Genomic DNA, 23,411 nt, shown 5'->3' on the forward strand with positions numbered 1-23,411 from the left:
GGTGCCACTCGCCCGGCGAAGGAGAGCCGGGCGAGTGGCCGCCGCCACCCGGCGACTGGCAAGTATTGCCGGAACCGGCCAAGCTTAGGGCAAGGCACCGCCACAGCTCATCGAGCAGACGCTCACTCCTCGCTGCTCCCAGCTCCCAGCTCCCCGATCGGAGGGGTGCCGCCCGATGACCGATCAGCCCTCCACCTCGACGTCCACGCACCCGCCGCAGGCGGAAATCGCCGCTGAACTGGCCCGCACCGCGCAGGAACTGATAGCCGACGCCCAGCGACTCATCCAGGAACGGGCCCGCCACGCCGCCCGCGTTCACTACGCCATGGCAACGAACCTGGAACGCCTGGCCGACCTGGCCGATCCAGCCGCCGCCGACCTCATCGCCGACTACCGGCAACGCTCGCAGCGCCACCGCACCACCGCGGACCAGATACGCGCCCGACACCATCACGCCCGATGACCCGCCGACCCATGACCTTCGTCTCCCTGCAAGCTCCCAGCACGAAGTGCGCCGTCGACCGTCGTCAGCGGGCGCGGTCGTTAGGGTGGCATGACCGTCTCTGAGAGGAATCTCAATCGTTGAACGGCTCCGCTGCCGAACCTCAGAACCATCCCGAAGACGAAACTGGCTGGTTCGATCTCATCTCTCCCACCGACGAGATCTGGGGGCTCGTTGTGGTCGCCCTGGTCGTGTTGCTGGTGGTGCTTTGCGCGGGCCTTCTGACCCACCTAGCACGACGGCGCGCGCGCGGCTGAGTTCTCGCCGCAGGCGGCTCGGCGCCTCACCGATGAGGGTGAGTGATCGGAGTCAGCCAGATCCTCTGTGAGGCGGCCGCAAACCGACTTCGCGGTCTCTGCCTCTGGCCGCCGGGCCGCCGCGGACTGAATCCGCGCAGCCACCTCCTTGTCCATCGGCGCCTTGCTCATGCTCGACCGATACCCCACCGATGCCCGTCGGCGTGTTTCTGGTCGGGGGGCGGAGGACCTTAACGGTGACGGCGCGGATGCGAGCTGGGGAAGTCTCGCTGTGAATGCTCGGTCAAAGCCGGTTTGGCCGGGGTCGGGGAGCGTACTGTCCTAGCTGGAAGCGAGAGCGCGGCGACGCGTGGTGACGTTTCCGTGTGAAGGGAACTGGCCCGCGGACGCCGGTGGAATGCAGATGGCTGTGGACAGGGACCGCGTGGTCGCGGTGCGGGCGGCGATTGCCGAGCAGGCCCGCCTGGATGGCATGCCCGTGTCGGTGGTGCATGTGTGCCGGGCGGCGGTGCAGCTGACCGGGGCGGAGGGGGCCGGCGTTTCGACGATCAGCAGTCGTTCGGGGATGTTCGAGCCGGTCCAGGTCACCGGCCCGCTGGGTGAGGCGCTGTCTGAGCTGCAGGTCACCTTGGGGGAGGGCCCGGGTGTGACCGCGCTGGCACAGGACCGGCCGGTGCTGGTGCCCGATCTGGACACTGCGGGCACCCAGCATCGCTGGCCGTTGTTCGCGTCAGGGGCGATGCTGGCCGGGGCGGGCGCGATGTTCGCGTTGCCGCTGATGGCCGGGAAGATCGCGGTCGGGGTGCTGGAGATCTACCGGTCCGTCGCGGGCTGGCTGAGTGAGCGGGAGCTGACCGACGGGCTGCTGCTGGCCGACGCCGCCTTGCTGCAGCTGGTGACCGACGCAACGGCGGAACAGACCGGCCCGCTCCCGCCGGCCGCAGGGCCGGACGCGGACGCGTTCATGGACCGCTGGCCGCAGGTGCATCAGGCGACCGGGATGGTGTCGGTGCAGCTGGACACCGACCTGGCCAGCGCCTTCCTGCGGCTGCGCGCCCGCGCTTTCGCCGATGGCCGCGGCCTGCGTGAGGTCGCCGACGATGTGGTGGCCCGGCGGCTGCGCTTCACCCCAGATCCCGACCCGCCCGATTCCCCTCCTGCCGCCGGCCCGGCGGTGCCTGAACCAGACCTGTGACCCGCTCCCCACCGGAGGAAGGCAAAGATCATGTTGGAACGACGGACGGCCGAGACGTTCGTCGAGCTCGTCGACACCTTGGTGGTCGGCTTCGACGTCATCGACCTGCTGCACATCCTGACCGAACGCTGCGTCGAGCTGCTGGGCATCGACGCGGTGGGCATTCTGCTCGCCGATCAGCGCGGCGCGCTGTCGCTGGTGGCGGCCTCCACCGAACAGGCACGGCTGCTGGAGCTGTTCCAGCTGCAATCCGAAGAAGGCCCCTGCCTGGACGCCTATCACGGCGGCCACCCGGTCAGCTGCGCCGACCTCGCCGCCCAGCCGCAGCGCTGGCCTGCCTTCACCGCCGCCGCCGGACGTGGCGGGTTCGCCGCGGTGCACGCGCTGCCGATGCGGTTGCGTGACCAGCGTCTGGGGGCGATGAACCTGTTCGCCGCCGCCCCCGGTGGCCTGTCGGCCGAGACCACCGCGATCGCCCAGGCGCTGGCCGACGTGGCCACCATCGGCATCCTGCATGAGCGGGCCCTGCGTCAAAGCTCTGTGGTGACCGAGCAGCTGCAGGGCGCGCTCAACAGCCGGGTGGTGATCGAGCAGGCCAAGGGCGTGCTGGCGGAGATCCACGGGATCGAGATGGCCGAGGCGTTCACCCTGATGCGCGACTTCGCCCGCGCCCGCAACCGCAAACTCACCGAGGTCGCCGCCGCGGTCATCGACCGCGGCCCCGACGGGGTGGAGCTCCGCTCCCGACGCGCCTCCGCCGACGCCGATCCGGAGTAGAGGCGGAGGGAGGACACCGCATCGCAGGCCGGGCACGGCGGTGCGCGGTGTGCGCTCATGAGCACGCCTGCATCCGCTGCCCGATGCCGCGCATCGACCCACGGCAACGCCCCCGGGCCCGAAGAGATCATCACCAACCTCACAGAACGCAGCCAGAACCAGGCGAAGACCGTGGTCTGTCGCCGGTTCAGTCCGGCAGGGTGCGGACGACGTCCAGGCGGCGCCCCAGGCCGGTGATATCCAGGATCCGGGTCAGCTGTGCGGCGGGGGCGACCAGCAGCAGACGTCCGCCGTGGGCTTTGGCGGTCTTCCACGCTCGTACCAGTGCGTTGACTCCGGAGGAGTCGCAGAATTTCACGCCTGACAGGTCCACTGCGATCAATGAAGAGGAGGACAGCGCGGCGGCGAAATGGCTGTTCGCCAGGTCCACCGTGGTCAGATCGAGTTCGCCGGTCAGACGGAGGCGGGTCCAGCGGTTGTGGGTGTCGGAACGTATGGACAGTCGGGCGGGTGAACCATCGTGTCCGGAGACGGTCAGGGTCATGATGGGAGGGCCTCCGCCCATGTGAGGGACGGCCGCACACTCCTCGCGTGCAACCCCACATCTAGAATCCAGGTCCTGGTTGACCTGCCCGTCCAAGTCCCGCTCAACCGGCCTGTGACCTGGTCGGCCATGATCGAACAGGTGGTCATGCCCGGTCAGGGCATCGATGGGTGGACTTCCGGTGGCTCAGGTGGAGGCGCCGACTTCGGTGCGCGGCCCGGCCCCATAAAGAGAAAGGACGGTACTCGGATCAGTGATCCTATTGCGCCGCTCGACAAGAGACGGAATCTGCTGATCGAATGATCGCTTCAAACGATCATGGGGTGACCGTCTTGACGTGGCGCCGAGGTCGGAGGCCTTGAGAACGACGCGCCAGACGTAGCGGCGGATCAGGACATGCCGGGGTTCGGCTCGTCCCGCTGAGGAATAGAAGGGCCGAGTGCCAGTGGATGTCCGAGTGTGATCCTTTGGAGGGTGATGCAGTGACGATTGACGAGGGAGTGCCTGCTCCTGCCGGAGCGGTTGAGACCGCTGAGCAGATTCCGGACCGTTACCTGGGGATGCTGGAGGCGTTGGCGGCCCAGGCGGGTGAGCACGGCGGGCTGGCGGTGACGTTGTTCTTCGGTGGGGGCGTGCTGACCGGCACGCTGATCGACCTGGCGCAGTGGGAACATCTGTGGCTGGAGGCGATCGCGACCACACAGCCCCGGCTGGCCGACGGCCTGCGCAAGGGCCTGGCCGCCAACCGCGCCGAGGGGGCCGCCTCCAGCGGCCAGGAGGCTGACTCGTTCCTGCACATGAAAGACGCCACGCTGATCACAGGGAAGGCGACACGGCCGGTCGAGCTGTGGCGCGGCCGGGCCTCTGCCGTCACCGGGTGGACGCTGGGCCGCTACACCTGACCTGGGCACCACACCGGTTTCGCGGTGCTGCGGGCCACCGGGCCACGGCCCTCGCCAGGGCCCGGGTCGGCTACGACAACCCCGCCCCGCGACAGAACTGAGCCACGCGACGCGGGCTGGTCGGCGGGTTCACGGTCGCAGGGCGTAGTGGATGGCTTCCTGGCGGGTGAGCTCCCGGCCTTCTTGGTAGGCGCGGTCGTAGGCGGCGTTGCCGAGGGCCTGTCTGGCGTCGGTCTCGGCGGTGGTGACGCGGAGCGCCGCGAGCTCCTGGAGGCCGAGGCCCGACGACTCGGCCAGGCGGTGGGTGATGCCGAGCAGCCGCGCACCGCGTTCGCTGCTGCCCAGCGCGACGGCGGTGCCGGCGAGCGCGTCGATCGCGAGGGCCTGGCCGAGGGTGTCGCCGATGCGCACCTTGGTCCGCAGCGCGGCCAGGGCATGTCGTTCGGCGTCCTTGGGGCGGCCGGCGGCGAGCTCGGGGTTGACCTGGTAGAAGTCGCAGTAGGAACGCAGCCATTCCTCGCCGCTCTCCTGGCTCAGCGCTCGTGCCTCCTCCAGCTTGCCGAGCGCGGCGTCGACGTCGCCCAGCCGCAGGAGCGCCGTGCTGAGCAGGATGAGGGCGACCAGCAGCCCGGCGACGTGGTCGGGGCGGTGCCGGTGCAGGTCGGCGGCCGCGCGCAGATTGCGGGCGGCTTGGCCGGGGTCGCCGAACAGCGCCTGCTGCAGGCCGATGATCAGCAGCGAGTAGGACAGGTTGTCGTCGTCGCCGAGCCGTTGGGCCAGGTCGTGGCTTTCGGCGGCCTTGGCCGCGGCGGTCTCCGGCTCGCCCAGCGCGACGGCGACCCAGGCACGGCTCCACAGGGCGCGGGAACGTTCGGGGGTGGGGTCCGTGCAGACGGCCAGGGCCCGGTCCAGATGGTGGGCGCCCTCCTTCTGGATGTCGGCGATCCAGAGGAAGATCAGCCGTCCGGCCAGGTCGAGGGCGGCGTGGTGGCGTTCGGGCTCGGACAGGCCGTGATCGAGCGCGGCGCGGACGTTGGGCATCTCGAGCCGCATCCGTTCCATCTCGGGGATCTGGTCGGGCCCGTGCCAGGCCCGGTCGAGACGTTCGGCCAGTGCGAGGTAGTGGTCGTGGTGCCGCCGCCGGACGGCCGGCTCCTCGCCGAGCAGGCGCAGCCAGCCCCGCCCGTACTCGCGCAGGGTGTCCAGCTGCCGGAACCTGGGTCCGTCCGGCATCGCACGGCTCAGCAGGATCGACTTGTGCCGCAGGGCGGCGAGCACCTCGGTGACCTTCGCGGCCGGAAGCCGCGGGTCGGCGCAGACGTGCCGGGCGGCATCGGCGTCGAACTCGCCGGGGAACACCGACAGCCGCGCCCACACCAGCCGCTCGGCCGGGCTGCACAGCTCGTGGCTCCACCCGATCGCCGTGCGCAACGACTGGTGCCACGGCGGGTCGGCCTCCGGGATCGCGGCCTCGGTGTCGCCGAGCACGGCGAACCGGTCGTCCAGCCGGTCGGTCAGCTCGCGCAGCGTCAGCTCGCCGAGGCGGGCGGCGGCCAGCTCGATCGCCAGCGGCAGCCCGTCCAGCCGCCGGCACAACCGCACCACGTCGGCCCGGTTGTCGTCGGTGACCTCGAAACCGTCGACGACCGCGCCGGCGCGGTCCGACAGCAGGGTCACCGCGTCCTCGCCCGCCGAGGCGGGTGCGGCCGGGCCGCTGGGGACCAGGAGCGGGTCGAGGGTCATGAGCCGCTCGCCCGGCAGGTCGAGCGGGCGACGGCTGGTGGCCAGGATCCGCAGGCCCGGGGCGGCGGCGAGCAGTGTCTCCACGACGTGCGCGCACGTGTCGACCAGGTGCTCGCAGGTGTCGAGCACCAGCAGCAGCTCCCGGTCGGCGAGGTAGTCGGTGACCACCTCGATCACCGGGCGCGTCGTCTGGTCGACCAGCGGCAGGACCTCGGCGATCGCGTACGGCACCGACTCGCTGTCCTCCACCGGTGACAGCTCCACCCACCACGCCCCGTCGGCGAACCGGTGGCCCAGCTCCGCGGCGGACCGCAGTGCCAGCCGGGTCTTGCCGACCCCGCCGACCCCGGTCACGGTCACCAGCCGCGATCGGCCGCACAGGCGCCAGAGCCGGGTGAGCTCGTCGCGGCGACCGACGAGCCGCGTGGTCTCGGCGGGCAGACGCCCGAGCCGCACTTCTCCGGTCACCGTGATCATCGCCCCAGGTCGTCGGGCCGCTCCTCGAGACCAGCTTGCACGAATCGCTCGCACGGTTTCACCAGGAGTGAGAAATTGACTCCGAACGGTGTCGGGCTTCAGCGCTCCAGCAGGGGAGGCGAAGGTGCGCGCACAGTCGGACCGTCGCTCGGCTCGCCGCTGGATTCTCGTGGTGCTCGTGGTCGAGGCGGTCGTCGTGCTGGCCACGATCTTCACCCCGGTTCCCGCGGCCGTGCTGCTGGCCGGGCCGCTGGTGGCCGTCAGCGGCTGGGCCGGCACCGCCGCTCGTTCCCAGTCCCGCACGAAACGGTCGCTGGCGGAGACCACCGCCTCCCTGGCCCGGATGACGCACATCGCCGACGTCACCCAGCGCGCGATCGTCCGCCCTCTCCCGTCCGAGCTCGGCGGGATCACCCTGGCCGTCCACACCCGGTCGGCCACCCACGGCGCCTTGATCGGCGGTGACCTGCACGACGCCGTGGCGACCCGGACCGGTACGCGGCTCCTTCTCGCCGACGTCAAGGGCCACGGAATCGACGCGGTGCCCCTGGCCGCCTCGGTGCTGAGCGCGTTCCGGCACAACGCCGCCGCCGAACACGACCTGAGCCGCCTCGCCCGGATCATCGACGCCCACATCGCACCCGAACTGGGCCCGGAGGACTTCGTCACCCTGCTGCTGGCCGACGTCGTCGACGGCGAGGTCCACCTGGTCAACTGCGGCCACCCGCCGCCCCTGCGCATCGGGCGCCACCGCGTCATGCACCTGGAGCCGCCGGCGCCCTCCCCGCCGCTGGGCCTGGCACCCGAACCCCGGCTGCACCGCGTCCGCCTGACCACCGCCCACCGTCTGCTGTTCTACACCGACGGCCTCACCGAGGCCCGCGACCCGCGTGGCGAGGCGCTCGCCCTGGACACCATCGCCGAGCCCGTACGCACGGCACCCGATCTCGACCAGGCCCTGGACAAGATCCTCGACCTGATCCGTTCGCGGGCCGTGAACGACGACCTCACCCTGCTCCTGGCCCAGCCAACCCCGGCCCCTGTGCCGGCACCGGCGCCTCGTGCGGAGGTCAGGGGGCCAAGGCGTTGAACACCGCCTCGGCCCGATCGCGTGCGGTGTACATGTTCCAGGCGGTGGCCGCGATGTCGTCCGGGTCGAGGGTGTGCCCGTCGACGTTGCCGTACTTGTCGGGGGACGCCTTCACCATCGCGTGGATGTCGCCGCGTTCGACGAGGCCGCCGATGGTGAGCGTCCCGGCGTAGACGCCGCGGTCGGTGAGCGCGGCGTTGAGGGTCAGGGCGTAGTTGCGCAGGGCCGCTGAGACGAGTGCCAGCTCGCCCAGCGCGGGCATCGGCACCACCGAGCTGAGGCCGCCCGCGAACAGCAGCCCGCCCGTGCCGCGTTCGATCATGCCGGGCAGCACCGCGCGGACGGTGTCCACCGCGGGGTAGAGCCAGTCCATCGCACTGCGGACGCGGTCGGAGCCGGCGTCCAGGATCGGTGTCGGCGCGCTCGCCGGATCCGCGCCGAACGCGCCGTAGTAGAGCACCTCGACCGCGCCGAGCCGTTCGGCGATCTCCTCCAGGACGGCGGGGAGCCGGTCGCCGCGCACGTCGGCGGCGAACGCCTCGGCCTTGACGCCCGCGTCGGCCAGCGAGCGGACGTAGCCCTGATGGCGGGTGGCGTCGCGCGATACCAGTGCCACCGGACGGCCCTCCCGGCCGAAGCGGTGCGCGATCGACATGCCCAGGCCCGGACCGGTGCCGATGACGACGACGGTCCCGGTTGCCGCTGCGTTCATGGTGCGTCCTCTCCGCATAACTTGAGGGTGTCCTCAACTTGTGAGACCGACGGTAGCACATAAATTGAGGGCAACCTCAACTTCGTATGATGGACCCATGCCGACCGGATCAAGGCCGCTGCGGGCCGACGCCGCGCGCAACCGCGACAAGCTGCTGGCCACCGCCGTGCGGGTGTTCGGCGAACGCGGCCTGGACGCGCCGCTGGAGGAGGTCGCCCGCGGTGCCGGGGTCAGCATCGGCACGCTCTACAACCATTTCCCGACCCGCGAGGCGCTCCTGGACGCGGTCCTGCCCCACCGGATCATCGCCCTCGACCAGGTCGCCGCCGCCGCCCTCGCCGACCCCGACCCCTGGAACGGCTTCGTCCGCTTCGTCGAGGGGCTCTTCGAACTCCAGTCGCAGGACCGCGGTCTCAACGACGCCCTGGCCCGCCGCACGCCGCTGTCGCCCGAGGTGCTGGCCGCCTGCCACCGCGGCTTCCGGCACGTGGACCGGCTCATCGAACGAGCCAAGGAGAGCGGGGCGCTGCGCGCCGACTTCGAAGCCTCCGACCTGGCCACCCTGATCTGGGCGATGTCACAGGTCATCCGCCAGGCCATGGACACCGCCCCCGACCTGTGGCGGCGCTGCCTGTCCTTCTTCCTGGACGGCCTGCGAGCGGACGCCGCCCACCCCGTCCCCGTCCCCGCCCTGACCCCCGAACAGCTCGCCGCCGTCCTGCAGGGGCCCGACGACTGACCGCCGGCTGGATCCCTGAAGCCTGGACCGACCGGGCCGGCTCGGGGCTGTCCCGGGCCTTGCGGCCGGCCCGTCAGTCGTCGTCGACGTAGGCCGACAGGCCGGCCCAGCAGATCTCGGTGTAGTGCTCCACCAGCTCGGCACGTGTCATGGAGGGCTCGGCCAGCCACCAGTGCCCGAGCCGTTCTCCCACGCCGGAGACGGCATGAGCGAGCGCCTGGAGGCGGCGTTCGGGGATCCGCGGAGCGGAGCTGCGCAGGACGTCGGCGATCGCGTTGATGGTGCTGAAACGCAGGGCGGCCAGGTCGTCGCTGTAGTCGGCGGGCAGCACGGTGTTGCCTCCGAACAGCAGCAGCCAGCGCCCCGGGTTGGACTCGAGCGCCTCGAAGAACGCCTCGGCGCCCTTGGCCAGCTTGACGCGAGGCTCGTCGTCGGGGGCGAACGCGGTCAGCAGGCTCTTCTCGTAACCGGCTCGGGCACGCTGGACGCAACCCAGGTACACGCCCTCTTTGGTCCCGAAGTGCTTGTAGGGAATGGGGCGGGTGACCCCCGCGGCCCGTGCGATGTCCTCCATCGTGACGGCGGCGTAGCCGTTCTCGACGAAGAGCTTCTCGGCCACGTCGAGGAGCTGGTCGCGGCGGGCCGGCAGAGGCAGGCGCTTGGTGCCCTTGGCCGGTGCATGCCTGGTCCCCACGGAACTCACACTACCGTCGCGAGCGGGCGACCCCTTGACGTGGACGCGGACCGCGGTCACTTCCCGGGGACGGCCGGGGCCGGGGCGTCCGAGGACCCCTGCTGGTGATGCTGGCCGCGCCGCCGCCCCGGCCGGACGGAGAGCAGAACGGCGGCGACGAGCGCCACGACTCCCACCGCCAGGGCGATCAGCGGGCCCGTGGTCCGGATGAGCGCGATGTCGCCGGCGCTGTCATCGGAGGTCGCGGCGGCCTCGCGGCGGGTGCGGTCGTCCATGCGCAGCGTGATGTCGGCGATCGTGAGGCGGTCGACGCCGTCCTTGGTGCGCAATGTGGAGACGGCCTGCTGCTGCCGGTCGACCGGAGCACCGGTACGCGGGTCGACCCAGGTCGTCACCGTGGCCCGGTACACGCGGTCCACGTCATAGGCCTTGCCCGCGGGCAGTCCCAGGAGTGTGCCGGGCAGTTGCCTGACCTGGCCGACGGGCGTGGGGTCGATCCGCTGCACGAACGTGTAGGCGGTGATGCCCTCGACCTTTCGCGTCCCTTCGAACCGCGCCGGCCACGTGCGGCCGGTGGCGGGGTCGAAAAGCGGATACGAACGTCGCTCGACGTTTCCGATCGGCCAGATCAGCCCGAGCCCCGACTGCTTGACCGAGGTGTTGCGATTGATGGCCGCACCGCAGCAGTTGCGCAGCTGGGAACTCTTCCGGTCGATGGCCATGCGCCACTCGCGAAGGTCGAGGTCGGCGCCGGTGGTCGCGTCCTCGACGACCGAGAAGGTGTCCCAGATGGCGACGGTCGAGGTGCTGGGGCCCGGCGCGCCCCGCAGCGTGCTGGTGGCGACCACGTTGGCGTTCTCGACCACTTTCATCTTGCCCACGTCGAGATACTTTGCTCCGCTGCCGACGAGCGTGCTCCTGGCGTACCGGTCGTCCGGCACCACCATCAGACGGTCCGCGAGGTAGAAGCGCATCATCGGTGCCAGTGCCAGGCTGAAGCAGCCCAGCACGAACAGGGCAGTGCCCGCGGTGGTCTTGTTCAGGAATCGCATCGGGGGACCTCAGATCTGCGCCCGGAGCCGCTTCGTTCTGGCATCGCGAACTAGAACACGTGTCAGAAAGGTCCCTCAAATTACATCATGTAGCTTTTCGGTGGAAGAGGGATCCAGGCGCGAGATCATCCTGGTCATACCGGCCGGTCTGAACCACCCGGGGAGTTCGAGCCGCATTTCTCTATTGCGGGATGGCCTTCTCCGGTCACGGGTGTCCGCCGCGGACGCCGTTCAGGGGCGGTTCGCGAGGTGGGCGCCCAGGCGGCGGATGGCCTGCGCGCCCCGGAGCGCGGCATCGCCGGCATGGCCGCGATCCTCTCCGCCGGCCACGGAACGATCGCCGCGTTCCACCACGTCCATCTCGCCTGCGCGATCATCTCCCTCGCCGCCGCGGCCGTGGCGGCGCTGCTCCCGGCCCCCGTTCTGTCAGATCGTTGACAAAAGCCAGCTGAGAGACGCGCCACTGGACACATTCCAACGTGTTGCGCCGCGGACAAGAATCGCTCCGGCAAACCTGTGCTGGAGGTCCGGTGCCCAACCCGCAACGCGATCACGACCGCAGGCTCGCGGACGGCCTCCGCGACCAGCGGCCGGGGGCGGTCGCTCACGTCTACAACGAGTACGGCCCGCGCCTGTTCGAATACGCCGAGGCCCTCCTTGACGACCGCGACCTCGCCGTGGACGCCGTGCGCTCCGCCCTCCTCGTCACCCGCACCAAGGACCTCCCCGACGACCCCCGCTTCCGCGCCTGGCTGTACTCCCTGGTCCGCGACGAGTGCCTCGACCGCCTGGGCGAACGCCCCCGCCCGCGCCCCCGCCCGGCACCGCCCGCCCCGTTCCACGTCCCGCGCACGGCCGACCGCCTGATCTTCCACTACGCGGCCGACGACCTGGAACGCGAACTCACCGACCTCAAACACCACCACGGCCTCGCCATCCTCGAGGTCGCCGAGGTCCTGGGCATCACCGTCCAGCAGGCCGCCGAGATCGAGGCCGGCGCCGCCGCCCACACCCCACCCCCGGACGCCGCGGCCCAAGCCGCCCTCACGGCCAACGCCTGGGGCGAAGCCGTCCGCCAGGAGAACGGCTCCCTCGAGGACACTCCCCACCTCGCCTTCGACACCTCCACCCAAGCCACGCGCTCCGCCCCATCCGCACCGGCTGCGTCGGCCGTGCCGGTCGCGTCGCCCGCGGTCGCGTCGCCCGCGGTCGCCGCGCTGGCGGCCGTCGCGCGCGTTCCGTCGTCCGAGGCGCCCGTTCAGGCTGCGGTGTCCGTTCAGCCTGCGGCAGCGGCGCCGGTCGTGGCCGCTACGTCCGGTGGCGTGTCGCCTGCGGAAGGGGTGCTCGCTCAGCCTCCGGCACCCGTTCAGCCCGAGGCGCCCGTTCAGGCTGGGGCGGCGGCCGCCTCGTCTGGCGTCGTGTCTTCTGCGGAACGGGCGGCCGGCTCGAATGGGGCGGTCGCGTCTCGTGCGGAGGGTCCGCGAGCGAGGGAGGGCGGGGCGACCTCGGCGGCTGCGGCCGCCGTCGCGGCCGAGTCGGCTTCACGGTCTGGGCGGCGGGCCGCGTTGGCGGTGGAGGATCTGTCGGCGCATCCGGATGATGTCCGGGTCGCGGGGGCCGCGCGGCCTGTGAGGCGGGCCGCGGGTGGGCCTCGGGCCACGGTTCGGCCGGGGAAGCGGCGCAAGAGGCTGGCGGGTGCGGCGGCTGGGGCGGTCGGTGTCGTCGTGCTGGCGGCGGGGGCGCTGTCGCTGATGGCGTTGCAGCCGTTCGCGGACGGGGAGGGGCAGCGGCTCGGGCCGCAGACGGCCTCGGGGCGCACGCCCGACACGCGGTTCGAGACGCCGACCTCGCCGGCCGTGGCGCCGCCGCCGGTGTCGCCCGAGCAGAGTCCTTCTCCGAAGAAGCCCAAGGACGAGGAGTCGCCACCGGCGACGAGGCCGCAGACCAAGCCCAGCAGCAAGCCGAAGGGCGGCGGGGCGCGCGTGTCGGCGAACGGGTCGCTGCGGGTGAGCGACGGGAGCTGCCGTGGGGTCGCCGCGCCGATCACGCGGAGCTGCACGGTCTCGCTGACCGCCGTCGGCGGCTCGGTGCGGTGGTCGGTGAGCGGTGTCGATCCGGGCATCGCCCGTGTCTCCGCCGGGGGGAGCGGGACGTTGTCCAGCGGGCGGAGCACGTCGGTGCGGGTGACGATCACTCCGACGGTCAGCTGCTACGCGCGCGGGTTCGGCAGCGCCACCGTGTCGTTCTCGCCGGGCGGGAGCGCGCGGGTCTCCTACACGTGCTGGTGATCAGAACCAGGTCTCCGAACGCAGGATCGACAGGGCGTCGGCCGGGTGCAGGGACGGCGGCCGCAGGTCGGTGTCGCGGTCGCCGATCCGGACGATCTTGCCGGTGGGGCCGACCGTGCAGGTGACGCCGGGCGGCCACGCGCCGAAGAGCAGGCCGACGAGGTTCGGGCTGCGGCGCAGGAGATAGGCGACCTCGTGGTGCGGCGCGGAGATCCAGTACGTGGTGGCGCCCCGGCCGCGGGTGGGGCTCAGGTCGGGGTTGGCCTGCTCGGCCTCGGCCATGAGCTGGTCGAGCTCCAGGTGCCGGGACGCCTCCTGAACGGTCGCGCAGACCTGGAGGTGCGGGAACGCCTGGTCGAGCGTCTCGTCGAAGTCGCCCTCGAACAGCCGGTTCAGCTCGTTCCGCGTGATCACGACCTTGGCGTCGCGGGTCAGCAGCTCGACGAGGACCGCGCGGACGAACCCGTTGGCGCCGGCGCCCACCACGCCCAGGCCGAGCGGTCTGGCCAGGCCTTCGGCCACGCCCAGCGCGGTGGGGGAGGGCGGTGACGGTTCCGGCCGCGGGGACGGGAGGCGCAGGGCGGGAACGGCCACCGGGCGCGTGAGCACCTGGTGGAACGCGAAGGCCAGGAGGAGCAGGACGACGGCCACCACGGTCGGCAGGATTCCGCGCGGGATGCCGTGGGTCGTGTCGGCCGCCTGTGCCACGGGGGTGGAGAAGGTGGAGCTTCCCGTACGGGGTGTCGTGGAGACGGAGCCTCGGGGAGAGGGCGGCGTCCGGGTGGCCGGGGCCTTGTGGAGGGAGGGCGGCGCCTGGGTGGGGAGCGGCGCTCTTGCGGGGAGCGAGTTGGTGGTGGGGACGGAGGTTCGGGCGGCCTCGCGGGTGGCTTTGGGCGCGGAGGGTGTGCGGGGGCGGGCCTTCTTGACGGGGGTGCGTGGTCTTCTGGTGTTACCGGCCTGGTCCTTCCGGATGGACTCGCGGAAGGCGCGGCCGAAGTCGGGCCGGTCGGCCATGAGTTCCTGTTCCAGGTTGCGGCACAGGGAGGAACGGCCGAAGTGTTGTTCGGCGGCGCCGCGGAGCTTCCCGCAGTCCGCCGCCGCGGGAGGCGCGCAGAGCAGGAGCAGCAGGAACGTCAGGAACGCCGTACGTAGCGCCACGGATGGCCACCTTCCCCCGATGGTGTGTGACCGATGAAAGCAGGGGGCCGGAGGGGGCGCGGGCGGCCGACACGGGGGATGGGTGATCCGTGATCACTCCGATACCGACGGTGTGCGCGGCTGACGGGCGAGCCGTCCGTCAATTAGGGTCGTCGGGCCAAGGGGGTGCGGGTGCGCCGCACGAGGGGACGGAACGTGGCACAGGAGCCGGCGGAGACGCTCGCGGAGAAGATCGAATGGCTGATCCAGAACATGTGGCCGGCGGAGGTGCCGCAACCTCGTAACAACGTCGAGACCGCGGCGGCGATCCACCGGGTCACCGGGGAGGACATCTCCTCCACGACGGTGTGGAAGCTGCGGACGGGGCGGCAGGACAACCCGCAGCTGCGGACGCTGACCGCGCTGGCGCACTTCTTCAACGTGCCGATCGGGTACTTCGGGTTCCAGGGCGAGGACCACCCGATCGACGACGACCTCACGTTCAAGGCGCTGCGGCGGGAGGTCGAGACCGGGGTCGTGCGGCCCGAGGTGCTGCGCGCGCTGGTCGACCTGTCGCCGGAGGCGCGGTGGGTGGTGGACGAGATGATCCTCGCGGCGGCCGAGGCCGACCGGCGGCGGCACAAGCGGTCCACCTGAGACGTCCGCGGGCCCCCGCCGGCCGGCGGGGGCCCACGACGGGGAACGTCACGCGGGGGCGTCCTGGAAGCGGGGCGCGCGCATGTTGACCAGGCTGTCGAGCTTGTGCACGCGCTCGTCGTGGCCGATCTGGCGGAGCAGGTCGGCGAGCGAGGCGTGGTGGCCGTACTCGGCGGCGTACGTCGTGGGCGCGGGCATGGTCTCGAACTCGGGGTGCTCGGCGACGAAGTCCATGTACTCGTGCTCGGCGTGGTCCTCGAAGTCGGCGTTGAGGCGGTAGCTGAGCTCGGGCCGCACGAGGAACAGCAGCCAGGAGACGTGGTAGTAGAAGAACGCCACCAGCCAGGGCGCCACCCGGTGCAGCAGGAACGACTGCCGGCGCCCTTCACGCTGGACGAGGTCCTGGAGGATCAGCAGGTGCCACTGCTCGTTGTCCTGCTCCTCGCGGGTCTCGACGATCCGCTCGTACACCCGCTTGGCGAGCGCGGAACGGCGGCGGTTGCGGGAGAGCGACAGGTAGCCCATGCGCTCCCAGGCCTGGTAAGGGACGCGGGCGATGAACTCCAGCATCGTGAACTTCACCAGGGTGCGCTCCCGCCCGTACACCAGGTCCATCTGCTTGAAGAGCATCCGGGCGAGGAGGCCGTAGCGCAGGCGCGGCGCCTCCAGCGTTTCGATCTGCGCGGCGCGCAGTTCCCAGGCCGAGAGTTTGGGCGGGCCGCCGTGCGGCGTGACGCCCGTTTCGAACGGGGCGGGTGCGGCGGTCGTGGCGGTGGCGGTCATGGTGTCCGTCCTTCGCGGTCGTCGTCGAGTCGCCTCGATCGTCCGCGTACGGAAAGGGGCGCCGCGTCGGCCGGGGAGAGGCTCCTCGGGTACACCGGCGGTCAGCCGCCCGGCCGCGCCCGTACGCCCCGCGGCCTAAGGGATCTTCCCTAGGGGTGCGCCCGCGGGCGCGTCTAGGCGAGCAGGAGGCCGTTCTCGTCGGCCAGGTCCAGCGCGGCCAGCGACGCGGGGGCGAGCAGATGCCGCTGCCCGTGGCCGAGGTAGCGGAGTTCGTCCACCTCGCCGGCCGGTGCGAGGTCGCCCCGGTGCGCCGCGGTGAAGCAGGCCATCCGCACGTACGCGAAGTCGGGCTGGTCGTGGGAGGCCGCGCGGATGACGCCCAGCGGGCGGAAGGTGGCCGGGTCGAGGTCGACGGCGAGTTCCTCGCGCACCTCGCGGGACAGCGCCGACCAGTCGTCCTCGCCCGGCTCGCGCTTACCTCCCGGGAGGTAGTAGAGGTCGCGGCCGCGCGACCGGACGGCCAGCATGCGTCCTTCGTCGGCGTGAATCCACGCCACCACGTCCAGGTCCACGTTCACGCGGTCAGTCTCCCAGGGCGAAGACGACGCCGAGCGTGGCGAGGAGCAGGGTGACGCCGGTCGCCAGCAGGACCGAGCCCGGATCGGCGACGGGTTCGCCGGCCCGCAGGCTGTGCCCGCGGCGGCGCTGCTGGACACGGGCGCGCCGCAGGTGCAGGGCCGCGGCGCCGCAGACGACGGCGGCGGCGAGCAGGGCGCCCGCCGTGGTGGGGGCGAAGCGTGCGCAGAGCAGGCCGGCGACGATGATCGACAGGATGGTCCGCGACCAGGCCAGCGTGGTGCGCTCGTGCTGGGCGCCCCGGTCCCAGAGCGTCATCGGGTGGCCAGCACGGCGGCGACCAGCGCCACGGACGTGACGGCCAGCCCGTAGGAGATGATCGGCGCGAGGGTCGGCAGGGGAAGCGTCTCGGCCCGGCGCAGCGCCCGTTCGGTGCGCAGCCAGCGGCGGAACGCCAGCGCCGCGATCAGTGCCCCGACCACGGAGAACCCGGCCGCGAGCCCGTGCCGCAGCGGTGCCGCCAGCAGCTGCCCGCTCAGCGCCAGCCCGATGCCACCGGCGATCATCGCCAGCGCGGTGCGGATCCAGGCCAGGAACGTGCGCTCGTTGGCGAGGGTGAAACGCGGGTCGGGGTCGGTGCCCTCGGCGAGCAGACGGTCGGTCCACCGGCCTGAGGCGGCGGGATCAGGGGGGTCGCTCGCGGTCATCGATCACCTTGGGGTTCGGCACGGTTTCGAACCCTTTGATGGTATGTGCGAAGCCATTTAACGACCGAATCGATGTGAATTTAAATTCCGACCCGAATTGTCGGAAACAAAAACGTCGGCGCAGGTCGGGCGGTGCGGGTCAGTCGGCGTCGTAACGGCGTGCGGACGCGTCCTCCTGGGCGAGCCGGTGCAGGGCGGTGAGCACCTGCTCGTAGAGCACGGTGGACACCAGCATGGAATGCACGGTGCGGCTGCGGGGCGCGTCGCCGGTGACGCGGCCGATCTCGTGCTCCGCGACGTCGTGCGCCGCCTTGACGTACGGGCGCAGGTCGGTGAGCGTGATCGGGAAGCCCAGCCGGCGCAGCGCGACGAAGGTCTGGGCGAGCAGGTCGCGGGCCGGCGCCCCGCCGGCGACCCGCCAGCCGAGCTCGCGGATCAGCGCGTCGACGTCCTGGCGGGCGGCGCGCCAGTGCGGGTCGTCGGGCGGCAGCACGTGCGGGCCGAGGGCGTGCTGGGTGGTGCCGAACAGCTCGTGCATGCCGATCTTGTCGTCGTCGACCGCGCTGACGATGCGCTTGATCGCGGCCACCGGGAGGTCGCCGACCTCGCGCAGCGCGCGGATGAGGCGCAGGCGTTCGAGGTGCCGGTCGTCGTATTCCGACCGGGTGCTGCTGGCCGCGGAGCCTTTCGGCAGGAGTTCCTCCCGGATGTAGAACTTGATCGTCTGAACGGTGAGGCCGCTGCGGTCGCTGAGCTCGGAGATCTGCACGACGCACCCCCTTGGCTGGATACCAACACTATCCAGGACTCCATACTGGATACCGCTGCTATCCAGTCAGAGGGTGGCATGCCGCGCACTCAGCGTCAGGTCGCCGCCGCGCCGACCGTTGCGCCGAGGCGCAGATCGGTGATCGACCGGCCGACCCGCAGGGTGTACGGAGCGGCGAGGCGTTCGTCGAGGGCGATGCGCACGGTGGCCTTCTCGCCGGCGGCGGCCTCCGCGACGGCGAAGCCCGCCAGCGCGCCCGGCCGCCCCGGCGCGCCCGCTCCGCTCGCCGCCTCGGCTCCGCTCGCCGTGTCCGCGGCGTTCGCCGCGTACGCCTGGACGATCTCGCGCCCGGCCCGGTCACCGGCGTTGCGCACGACCACCTCGGCGACGCCGCCGGAGACGGTCACCGACTCGTACTCCCAGGTGGTGTAGCCGAGGCCGTGCCCGAACGGGTACGCCACGTCCGCCGCGTCGTAGTGCCGGTAGCCGATGGCCGTGCCCTCGGCGTAGTCGAGCACGCCGCCGACCGGCCGTGGCGACAGGATGCCGCCCTCGCTTGCGGGGAACGTCGTGGGCAGCCGGCCGCCCGGCTCGGCCGCGCCGGTGAGCACGTCGGCGATGGCGTCGCCGCCCTCCTGCCCGGGCAGCCACGCCCACACCACCGCGGCGACCTCGTCGCGCCACGGCATGAGCACCGGCGCCCCGGCGTTGACGACCACGACCGTGCGCGGGTTGGCGGCGGCCACGGCCGAGACCAGCTCGTCCTGGCGGCCCGGCAGGGCCAGCGTGTCGCGGTCGAAGCCCTCGCTCTCGACGTCGTCGTTCGTGCCGACGACGACCACGGCGACATCGGCCGCGCGAGCGGCGGCGACGGCGGCGGCCAGCTCGTCGTCCTCGGGCAGACGCGGCAGGTGGTGGCCCAGGGTGAACGCGGCGCCGAAGACGTTCCGCCGGACGGAGTGCACGACCTCGACCGGAAAGTCCCGCCCGGCGGCGAGCGTGACCTCGACGCGGTGCTCGGGCGGGCGCATCAGGCCCTCCACCGGGTCACCGCTCTCCAGCGAAAGCCGGACGTTCTCGGTGTGGTCGCCGAACGTCACCTCGTAGGAGCCGACGCCCGCGATCGAGAACGTGTGGACGCCGGACTCGGGCACGCTGAACGTGGTGCGGGCCCTGATGGAGCGGGTGCCCCTCGGCAGGCCGTCGAGGAAGATGAAGTGCGCCGCCCGGCGGTTCTCTGAGTGGAGGAGCGCGCCGTCCCCGTCCAGGTAGTCCAGGCGCAGGCCGGGCTCGCCGGTCTCGGGGTCGGAGGCCTGGTCGATGGGCAGGCCGGCGAGACGGCGGTGCGGGTAGACGCCGGCGTGCACGTCGATCGCCGCGCCGTCGCCGAGCCGGCGCCGCAGCCCCTCGTACGGCGTGACGACGTGCTCGGGGTTGACGTGCGCGCTGCCGCCGCCCTGGGCGCTGAAGCGCAGCACGTTCGGGCCGAGCAGCGCGATCCCGGGCGCGCCGGCCAGCGGCAGCACCCCGTCGTTGGACAGCAGGACGAGGGAACGCGCCGCGAACTCGCGGAGCTGCTCGCGCGCGTCGTCCGGAGTGGAGACCGGCGGGGGAGCGGGGAAACCGTCGAGCGCCCCGACGCGGGCGGCCAGCCGCAGGACGCGCAGCACCTTGTCGTCGATGAGCTCCTCGGCCACCCTGCCGTCGCGGACCGCGGCGGCGAGCCTGTCACCCCACGGGCTGTGCGGCAGGCCCGGCATCTCCAGATCCATGCCGGCGTTCGCGCTCTCCTCGGTCGAACGGATCGCGGTCCAGTCCGACACCAGCACGCCGTCGAAGCCCCACGCGTCCTTGAGCAGGCCGGTGAGCAGCGCCCGGTTCTCGGTCATGGTGACGCCGTTGACCTGGTTGTAGGCGGCCATCACCGCCCAGGCGCCGCCCTCCTTGACGGTGTCCTCGAACGGTCTGAGGTAGAGCTCCTCCAGCGTCGCGGCGTCGATCCTCGCGTCGTAGGACATGCGCTCGGTCTCGGAGTCGTTGCCCACGAAGTGCTTGACCGTCGCCGCGACCCCCGTCGACTGCACGCCGGTGACGAAGCCGACGCCGACGCGGGCGGTGAGGAGGGGATCCTCGGAGTAGTTCTCGAAGTGCCGGCCGCCCACCGGGGTGCGGTGCAGGTTGATGGTGGGCGCGAGCTGGACGTGCACGCCCTTGTCGCGCGCCTGCGCCCCGTTCAGCCGGCCGGTGCGCTCGGCGAGCGCCACGTCCCAGGTCGCCGCGAGCGAGGTCGGGCTGGGGAAGAGCAGGCTCGGGCTGCGTTCGTCCCACGCCGTGCCGCGCACGCCGCTGGGACCGTCGGAGAGCACCACCCGGCGCAGCCCGATCTTGTCGATCGGGCGCAGCGTCCAGAAGTCCGCGCCGGTCAGCAGGCCGACCTTCTCGTCCAGGGTGAGCCGCTCCAGCCGCCTGCGCAGCTCCAACTCGTCGATGCCCATCGGACCTCCTCAGGACCGGCATGCCCGGCTGAGACCGACTCTATGAGCCCGAACGGGCCTGGCCGAAGCCGGTGGAGGGCGCCGGCGCCGGGGCGCGGGCTCCCTGCTCCGGGGGCGAACTCGTGGGGCGGGCCTCGTGTGATGGAGGTCTCAGACGCTGCGCATGGACTCGGAGATCTTGTCGGCGGCGGCCGTGACCGGGCCCGCGTGCAGGCGGCCAGGGGAGCGGGTCAGGCGTTCGAGCGGGCCCGACACCGAGACCGCGGCGATCACGCGGCCGCCGGCGCCCCGTATCGGCGCCGAGACCGAGCCGACGCCCTGCTCGCGTTCGCCCACGCTCTGGGCCCAGCCGCGGCGGCGGACCGAGGCGAGCGTGGTGGCCTCGAACTTGGCGCCGCGCAGGCCGCGGTGCAGGCGGTCGGGCTCCTCCCAGGCCAGCAGGATCTGCGCCGCCGAGCCCGCCGTCATGGGCAGCGCCGCGCCGACGGGGATCGTGTCGCGCAGGCCGCTGGTGCGCTCGGCGGAGGCGACGCACACCCGGACGTCGCCCTGGCGGCGGAACAGGGAGGCGCTCTCGCCGGTGAGATCACGGAGCTGGGCCAGGATCGGCTGGGCGACGGCCAGGAGGCGGTCCTCACCGGCGGCGACGGCCAGCTCGGCGAGGCGCGGGCCCAGGATGAAACGGCCCTGCGTGTCCCGGTGGACGAGACGGTGGTGCTCCAGCGCGACGGCGAGGCGGTGGGCGGTGGGGCGCGCCAGGCCGGTGGTCTGCACGAGCTGTGCCAGCGAGGCCGGGCCGGCCTCCAGGGCGTTCAAGACGAGAACCGCTTTGTCAAGTACGCCGACTCCGCTAGAGTTGTCCATGTCTTGATATTGCCGTCTCGTAATTTGAGATGCAAATCGGGTGGACACCGGACCGGCGCATCGGCGCGCCGGGCGAACACACGGATGAGGTGGAGCGATGGGCCGCACATTGGCCGACAAGGTGTACGACGCGCACGTCGTGCGACGTGCCGAGGGCGAGCCGGATCTCCTCTACATCGACCTTCACCTGGTCCATGAGGTGACGAGCCCCCAGGCGTTCGACGGCCTGCGCATGGCGAACCGCACGATCCGCCGGCCGGACCTGACGATCGCCACCGAGGACCACAACGTCCCGACCACCGACCTGCTCAAGCCGATCGCCGACCCGGTGTCGCGCACCCAGGTCGAGACCCTGCGCAAGAACGCCGCCGAATTCGGCGTCCGGCTGCACCCCATGGGCGACGCCGGCCAGGGCATCGTGCACGTCATCGGCCCGCAGCTGGGCCTCACCCAGCCGGGCATGACGGTGGTGTGCGGCGACTCGCACACCTCCACGCACGGCGCGTTCGGCGCGCTGGCCCACGGCATCGGCACCAGCGAGGTCGAGCACGTGCTGGCCACGCAGACCCTGCCGCAGGTCAAGCCCAAGATGATGGCCGTCACGGTGAACGGCTCGCTGCCCGAGGGCGTCACCGCCAAGGACCTGATCCTGGCGATCATCGCCGAGATCGGCACCGGCGGCGGCCAGGGGCACATCATCGAGTACCGCGGCCAGGCCGTGCGCGAGCTGTCGATGGAAGGCCGCATGACGGTCTGCAACATGTCCATCGAGGCGGGCGCCCGCGCCGGCATGATCGCCCCGGACGAGACCACGTTCGCCTACCTCAAGGGCCGCCCGCACGCGCCCGAGGGCGCCGACTGGGACCGGGCCGTCGAGTACTGGACGTCGCTGCGCACCGACGACGACGCGGTCTTCGACAAGGAGGTCGTCATCGACGCCTCCACCCTGACGCCGTTCGTCACCTGGGGCACCAACCCCGGCCAGGGCCTTCCGCTGGCCGCGTCCGTGCCGGACCCGGCCTCGTTCGACGACCCGATCGCCCGGCAGGCCGCCGAGCGCGCGCTCGACTACATGGGCCTGACCGCGGGCACGCCGCTGCGCGAGGTGACGGTCGACACGGTGTTCGTGGGCTCCTGCACCAACGGCCGCATCGAGGACCTGCGCGCCGTCGCGGAGGTCCTGGAGGGCCGGCAGGTCGCCGACGGCGTCCGCATGCTGGTCGTGCCGGGCTCGATGAAGGTCAAGAAGCAGGCCGAGGAGGAGGGCCTGAACGCGGTCATCTCGGCCGCCGGCGCCGAATGGCGCGAGGCCGGCTGCTCGATGTGCCTGGCCATGAACCCCGACAAGCTGACGCCCGGCGAACGCAGCGCCTCGACGTCCAACCGCAACTTCGAGGGCCGCCAGGGCCCCGGCGGCCGCACCCACCTGGTGTCGCCCGCCGTCGCCGCCGCCACCGCCGTCACCGGCCGCCTGACCGCGCCCGCCGACCTCTGACCCGAGAGGACTTCCCACGATGGAAGCGTTCACCACGCACACCGGGCGCGCCGTGCCGCTGCGCCGCAGCAACGTCGACACCGACCAGATCATCCCGGCGGTCTGGCTCAAGCAGGTCAGCCGCACCGGCTTCGACAAGGGCCTGTTCTCGGCCTGGCGCGAGGACCCGGAGTTCGTCCTCAACCAGCCGCGATACGAAGGTGCCAGCATCCTGGTGGCCGGCACCGACTTCGGCACCGGATCGTCCCGCGAGCACGCCGTCTGGGCCCTGCAGCAGTACGGGTTCCGCGTCGTCATCGCGCCGCGCTTCGGCGACATCTTCCGCAACAACTCCACCAAGATGGGGCTGCTGCCGGTGATCCTGCCGGCCGAGACCGTCGAGGCGCTCCAGGACCAGGCCGAGAAGGACCCCACGGCCGAGATCACCGTCGACCTCGGCGCGCGCGAGGTGCGCAGCGGCGACATCGTCGCCGCGTTCGAGATCGACGACTACACCCGCTGGCGCCTCCTGGAGGGCCTGGACGACATCGGGCTGACCCTCCGGTACGCCGACGACATCACCGAGTTCGAGTCGAGCCGCATTCCCTGGCTGCCGACCACGGTCTGACCTGCGGCGCCGTACCTCACGGCGACCCCTGCTTCACGAGCGTGTCCCCGCACGGAGGAGAATCTCCTTTGTGCGGAGACACGCTCGACCGTTTGGGGGGCTCCATTGAGCACGCGCCCGTGGACCGGGCCCGAATGGGACGATCCGGCGCTGACCGACCTCGCGCTGAGGCTGCGCGAGGCGCATCGGCTGGTCGCACCACTGCCGCAGGCACCCCGGAGGAGGCTCACCCGGCACCTTCTGGCGATCACCGACCTGGCCAAACGCGACCCGGATCTGGCGGCCCGAAGGCTGGACACGTTCCTCGCCGATTTCCGTGGAACCCCGCAGGGGCAGTAGCTTTCGAGAG

26 protein-coding genes are annotated in these 23,411 nt (G+C 71.9%); 13 read left to right on the forward strand and 13 right to left on the reverse strand.

Annotation, left to right across the window (positions count from 1 at the left end; all coding sequences use genetic code 11):
* Window positions 1-175: 175 nt before the first annotated feature.
* The 4 genes from ABZ810_RS10720 (at window position 176) to ABZ810_RS10735 (ending at window position 2,731) form a co-directional block, all read left to right on the forward strand.
* Window positions 176-463: a hypothetical protein gene (locus ABZ810_RS10720; RefSeq protein WP_358401864.1), complete on the forward strand. Its 288-nt coding sequence runs from the start codon at window positions 176-178 to the stop codon at window positions 461-463.
* Between the two features lie 119 nt (window positions 464-582).
* Entirely contained in the window at window positions 583-759 is a 177-nt protein-coding gene (locus ABZ810_RS10725; RefSeq protein ID WP_358401866.1) for a hypothetical protein, read from the forward strand.
* Window positions 760-1,162: 403 nt separating this feature from the next.
* A complete protein-coding gene (locus ABZ810_RS10730; RefSeq protein ID WP_358401868.1) occupies window positions 1,163-1,954 on the forward strand; it encodes a GAF and ANTAR domain-containing protein in 792 nt (263 codons plus the stop codon).
* A gap of 30 nt (window positions 1,955-1,984) precedes the next feature.
* Window positions 1,985-2,731, forward strand: coding sequence for a GAF and ANTAR domain-containing protein (locus tag ABZ810_RS10735; protein WP_358401870.1), 747 nt, complete (start codon window positions 1,985-1,987; stop codon window positions 2,729-2,731).
* A gap of 187 nt (window positions 2,732-2,918) precedes the next feature.
* Here ABZ810_RS10735 and ABZ810_RS10740 read toward each other — a convergent pair whose 3' ends face one another.
* Complete coding sequence (locus tag ABZ810_RS10740) at window positions 2,919-3,275, reverse strand: STAS domain-containing protein (RefSeq protein ID WP_358401872.1); 357 nt, start codon at window positions 3,273-3,275, stop codon at window positions 2,919-2,921.
* 560 nt (window positions 3,276-3,835) lie between these two features.
* Between ABZ810_RS10740 and ABZ810_RS10745 the strand changes: the two genes are divergently transcribed.
* Window positions 3,836-4,177 carry a hypothetical protein gene (locus ABZ810_RS10745; RefSeq protein ID WP_358401874.1) on the forward strand — a complete coding sequence of 114 codons (342 nt, stop codon included), beginning with the start codon at window positions 3,836-3,838 and terminating at the stop codon, window positions 4,175-4,177.
* Window positions 4,178-4,306: 129 nt separating this feature from the next.
* On the opposite strand, the gene ABZ810_RS10750 is transcribed toward ABZ810_RS10745, so the two are convergent.
* On the reverse strand, window positions 4,307-6,388 hold the full coding sequence (locus ABZ810_RS10750) for an NB-ARC domain-containing protein (RefSeq protein WP_358401876.1): 2,082 nt from the start codon (window positions 6,386-6,388) through the stop codon (window positions 4,307-4,309).
* Window positions 6,389-6,521: 133 nt separating this feature from the next.
* Here ABZ810_RS10750 and ABZ810_RS10755 point away from each other — a divergent pair, with 133 nt between their 5' ends.
* Complete coding sequence (locus ABZ810_RS10755; RefSeq protein ID WP_358401878.1) at window positions 6,522-7,487, forward strand: PP2C family protein-serine/threonine phosphatase; 966 nt, start codon at window positions 6,522-6,524, stop codon at window positions 7,485-7,487.
* Here the strand turns inward: ABZ810_RS10755 and ABZ810_RS10760 are convergent.
* Window positions 7,468-8,199, reverse strand: a complete 732-nt coding sequence (locus ABZ810_RS10760; protein ID WP_358401879.1) for an SDR family NAD(P)-dependent oxidoreductase — start codon at window positions 8,197-8,199, stop codon at window positions 7,468-7,470. The two genes, ABZ810_RS10755 and ABZ810_RS10760, sit on opposite strands and share 20 nt — an antisense overlap.
* A gap of 97 nt (window positions 8,200-8,296) precedes the next feature.
* On the opposite strand from ABZ810_RS10760, the gene ABZ810_RS10765 reads away from it, so the two are divergent.
* The gene (locus tag ABZ810_RS10765) at window positions 8,297-8,938 is read left to right on the forward strand and encodes a TetR family transcriptional regulator (protein WP_358401881.1); all 642 of its coding nucleotides are present in this window, start codon (window positions 8,297-8,299) and stop codon (window positions 8,936-8,938) included.
* Window positions 8,939-9,011: 73 nt separating this feature from the next.
* Here ABZ810_RS10765 and ABZ810_RS10770 read toward each other — a convergent pair whose 3' ends face one another.
* Window positions 9,012-9,632: a TetR/AcrR family transcriptional regulator gene (locus ABZ810_RS10770; RefSeq protein ID WP_358401883.1), complete on the reverse strand. Its 621-nt coding sequence runs from the start codon at window positions 9,630-9,632 to the stop codon at window positions 9,012-9,014.
* 56 nt (window positions 9,633-9,688) lie between these two features.
* Window positions 9,689-10,684, reverse strand: coding sequence for a DUF3068 domain-containing protein (locus tag ABZ810_RS10775; protein WP_358401885.1), 996 nt, complete (start codon window positions 10,682-10,684; stop codon window positions 9,689-9,691).
* Between the two features lie 249 nt (window positions 10,685-10,933).
* On the opposite strand from ABZ810_RS10775, the gene ABZ810_RS10780 reads away from it, so the two are divergent.
* Window positions 10,934-11,122: a hypothetical protein gene (locus tag ABZ810_RS10780; RefSeq protein WP_358401887.1), complete on the forward strand. Its 189-nt coding sequence runs from the start codon at window positions 10,934-10,936 to the stop codon at window positions 11,120-11,122.
* Window positions 11,123-11,214: 92 nt separating this feature from the next.
* The gene (locus tag ABZ810_RS10785; protein WP_358401889.1) at window positions 11,215-12,972 is read left to right on the forward strand and encodes a sigma-70 family RNA polymerase sigma factor; all 1,758 of its coding nucleotides are present in this window, start codon (window positions 11,215-11,217) and stop codon (window positions 12,970-12,972) included.
* Here ABZ810_RS10785 and ABZ810_RS10790 read toward each other — a convergent pair whose 3' ends face one another.
* Window positions 12,973-14,130 carry a hypothetical protein gene (locus ABZ810_RS10790; protein ID WP_358401891.1) on the reverse strand — a complete coding sequence of 386 codons (1,158 nt, stop codon included), beginning with the start codon at window positions 14,128-14,130 and terminating at the stop codon, window positions 12,973-12,975.
* Between the two features lie 195 nt (window positions 14,131-14,325).
* Between ABZ810_RS10790 and ABZ810_RS10795 the strand changes: the two genes are divergently transcribed.
* Window positions 14,326-14,766 (forward strand): hypothetical protein, encoded by a 441-nt coding sequence (locus tag ABZ810_RS10795; RefSeq protein ID WP_358401893.1) that lies wholly within the window; start codon window positions 14,326-14,328, stop codon window positions 14,764-14,766.
* A 48-nt stretch (window positions 14,767-14,814) separates the two neighbouring features.
* Here the strand turns inward: ABZ810_RS10795 and ABZ810_RS10800 are convergent, their stop codons facing one another.
* The 7 genes from ABZ810_RS10800 to ABZ810_RS10830 all read right to left on the reverse strand — a co-directional run bounded on the left by ABZ810_RS10800 (window position 14,815) and on the right by ABZ810_RS10830 (window position 20,960).
* Complete coding sequence (locus ABZ810_RS10800; protein ID WP_358401895.1) at window positions 14,815-15,549, reverse strand: alternative oxidase; 735 nt, start codon at window positions 15,547-15,549, stop codon at window positions 14,815-14,817.
* Between the two features lie 173 nt (window positions 15,550-15,722).
* Window positions 15,723-16,127: an NUDIX domain-containing protein gene (locus tag ABZ810_RS10805; RefSeq protein ID WP_358401897.1), complete on the reverse strand. Its 405-nt coding sequence runs from the start codon at window positions 16,125-16,127 to the stop codon at window positions 15,723-15,725.
* Between the two features lie 4 nt (window positions 16,128-16,131).
* Entirely contained in the window at window positions 16,132-16,443 is a 312-nt protein-coding gene (locus ABZ810_RS10810) for a DUF202 domain-containing protein (RefSeq protein ID WP_358401899.1), read from the reverse strand.
* Window positions 16,440-16,832, reverse strand: a complete 393-nt coding sequence (locus tag ABZ810_RS10815) for a DUF202 domain-containing protein (protein WP_358401901.1) — start codon at window positions 16,830-16,832, stop codon at window positions 16,440-16,442. Before ABZ810_RS10815 ends, ABZ810_RS10810 begins: the two co-directional genes overlap by 4 nt.
* A 139-nt stretch (window positions 16,833-16,971) precedes the next feature.
* Window positions 16,972-17,601, reverse strand: coding sequence for a MerR family transcriptional regulator (locus ABZ810_RS10820; protein ID WP_358401903.1), 630 nt, complete (start codon window positions 17,599-17,601; stop codon window positions 16,972-16,974).
* Window positions 17,602-17,696: 95 nt separating this feature from the next.
* Complete coding sequence (locus ABZ810_RS10825) at window positions 17,697-20,096, reverse strand: glycoside hydrolase family 3 C-terminal domain-containing protein (protein ID WP_358401905.1); 2,400 nt, start codon at window positions 20,094-20,096, stop codon at window positions 17,697-17,699.
* Between the two features lie 150 nt (window positions 20,097-20,246).
* Window positions 20,247-20,960 (reverse strand): IclR family transcriptional regulator, encoded by a 714-nt coding sequence (locus tag ABZ810_RS10830; RefSeq protein WP_358401907.1) that lies wholly within the window; start codon window positions 20,958-20,960, stop codon window positions 20,247-20,249.
* Window positions 20,961-21,057: 97 nt separating this feature from the next.
* Here ABZ810_RS10830 and leuC point away from each other — a divergent pair, with 97 nt between their 5' ends.
* From leuC to ABZ810_RS10845, 3 genes are all read left to right on the forward strand, one after another.
* Complete coding sequence (leuC, locus tag ABZ810_RS10835; protein WP_358401909.1) at window positions 21,058-22,455, forward strand: 3-isopropylmalate dehydratase large subunit; 1,398 nt, start codon at window positions 21,058-21,060, stop codon at window positions 22,453-22,455.
* A gap of 19 nt (window positions 22,456-22,474) precedes the next feature.
* Window positions 22,475-23,062, forward strand: a complete 588-nt coding sequence (leuD, locus tag ABZ810_RS10840; protein WP_358401911.1) for a 3-isopropylmalate dehydratase small subunit — start codon at window positions 22,475-22,477, stop codon at window positions 23,060-23,062.
* A gap of 105 nt (window positions 23,063-23,167) precedes the next feature.
* Entirely contained in the window at window positions 23,168-23,401 is a 234-nt protein-coding gene (locus tag ABZ810_RS10845; RefSeq protein WP_358401913.1) for a hypothetical protein, read from the forward strand.
* The last annotated feature ends 10 nt before the right edge of the window (window positions 23,402-23,411 follow it).

The organism is Spirillospora sp. NPDC047279 (assembly GCF_040643285.1).
Lineage (GTDB): Bacteria > Actinomycetota > Actinomycetes > Streptosporangiales > Streptosporangiaceae > Spirillospora.

Excerpts from the sequence above, each read along its gene's own strand:
- ABZ810_RS10745 (WP_358401874.1), top strand. The coding sequence starts at position 3,836 with ATGCTGGAGGCGTTGGCGGCCCAGGCGGGTGAGCACGGCGGGCTGGCG.
- ABZ810_RS10825 (WP_358401905.1), bottom strand. The coding sequence starts at position 20,096 with ATGGGCATCGACGAGTTGGAGCTGCGCAGGCGGCTGGAGCGGCTCACC.
- ABZ810_RS10740 (WP_358401872.1), bottom strand. The coding sequence starts at position 3,275 with ATGACCCTGACCGTCTCCGGACACGATGGTTCACCCGCCCGACTGTCC.
- leuC (WP_358401909.1), top strand. The coding sequence starts at position 21,058 with ATGGGCCGCACATTGGCCGACAAGGTGTACGACGCGCACGTCGTGCGA.
- ABZ810_RS10810 (WP_358401899.1), bottom strand. The coding sequence starts at position 16,443 with ATGACGCTCTGGGACCGGGGCGCCCAGCACGAGCGCACCACGCTGGCC.
- ABZ810_RS10720 (WP_358401864.1), top strand. The coding sequence starts at position 176 with ATGACCGATCAGCCCTCCACCTCGACGTCCACGCACCCGCCGCAGGCG.
- ABZ810_RS10800 (WP_358401895.1), bottom strand. The coding sequence starts at position 15,549 with ATGACCGCCACCGCCACGACCGCCGCACCCGCCCCGTTCGAAACGGGC.
- ABZ810_RS10775 (WP_358401885.1), bottom strand. The coding sequence starts at position 10,684 with ATGCGATTCCTGAACAAGACCACCGCGGGCACTGCCCTGTTCGTGCTG.
- leuD (WP_358401911.1), top strand. The coding sequence starts at position 22,475 with ATGGAAGCGTTCACCACGCACACCGGGCGCGCCGTGCCGCTGCGCCGC.
- ABZ810_RS10735 (WP_358401870.1), top strand. The coding sequence starts at position 1,985 with ATGTTGGAACGACGGACGGCCGAGACGTTCGTCGAGCTCGTCGACACC.
- ABZ810_RS10730 (WP_358401868.1), top strand. The coding sequence starts at position 1,163 with ATGGCTGTGGACAGGGACCGCGTGGTCGCGGTGCGGGCGGCGATTGCC.
- ABZ810_RS10830 (WP_358401907.1), bottom strand. The coding sequence starts at position 20,960 with ATGGACAACTCTAGCGGAGTCGGCGTACTTGACAAAGCGGTTCTCGTC.
- ABZ810_RS10760 (WP_358401879.1), bottom strand. The coding sequence starts at position 8,199 with ATGAACGCAGCGGCAACCGGGACCGTCGTCGTCATCGGCACCGGTCCG.
- ABZ810_RS10765 (WP_358401881.1), top strand. The coding sequence starts at position 8,297 with ATGCCGACCGGATCAAGGCCGCTGCGGGCCGACGCCGCGCGCAACCGC.
- ABZ810_RS10815 (WP_358401901.1), bottom strand. The coding sequence starts at position 16,832 with ATGACCGCGAGCGACCCCCCTGATCCCGCCGCCTCAGGCCGGTGGACC.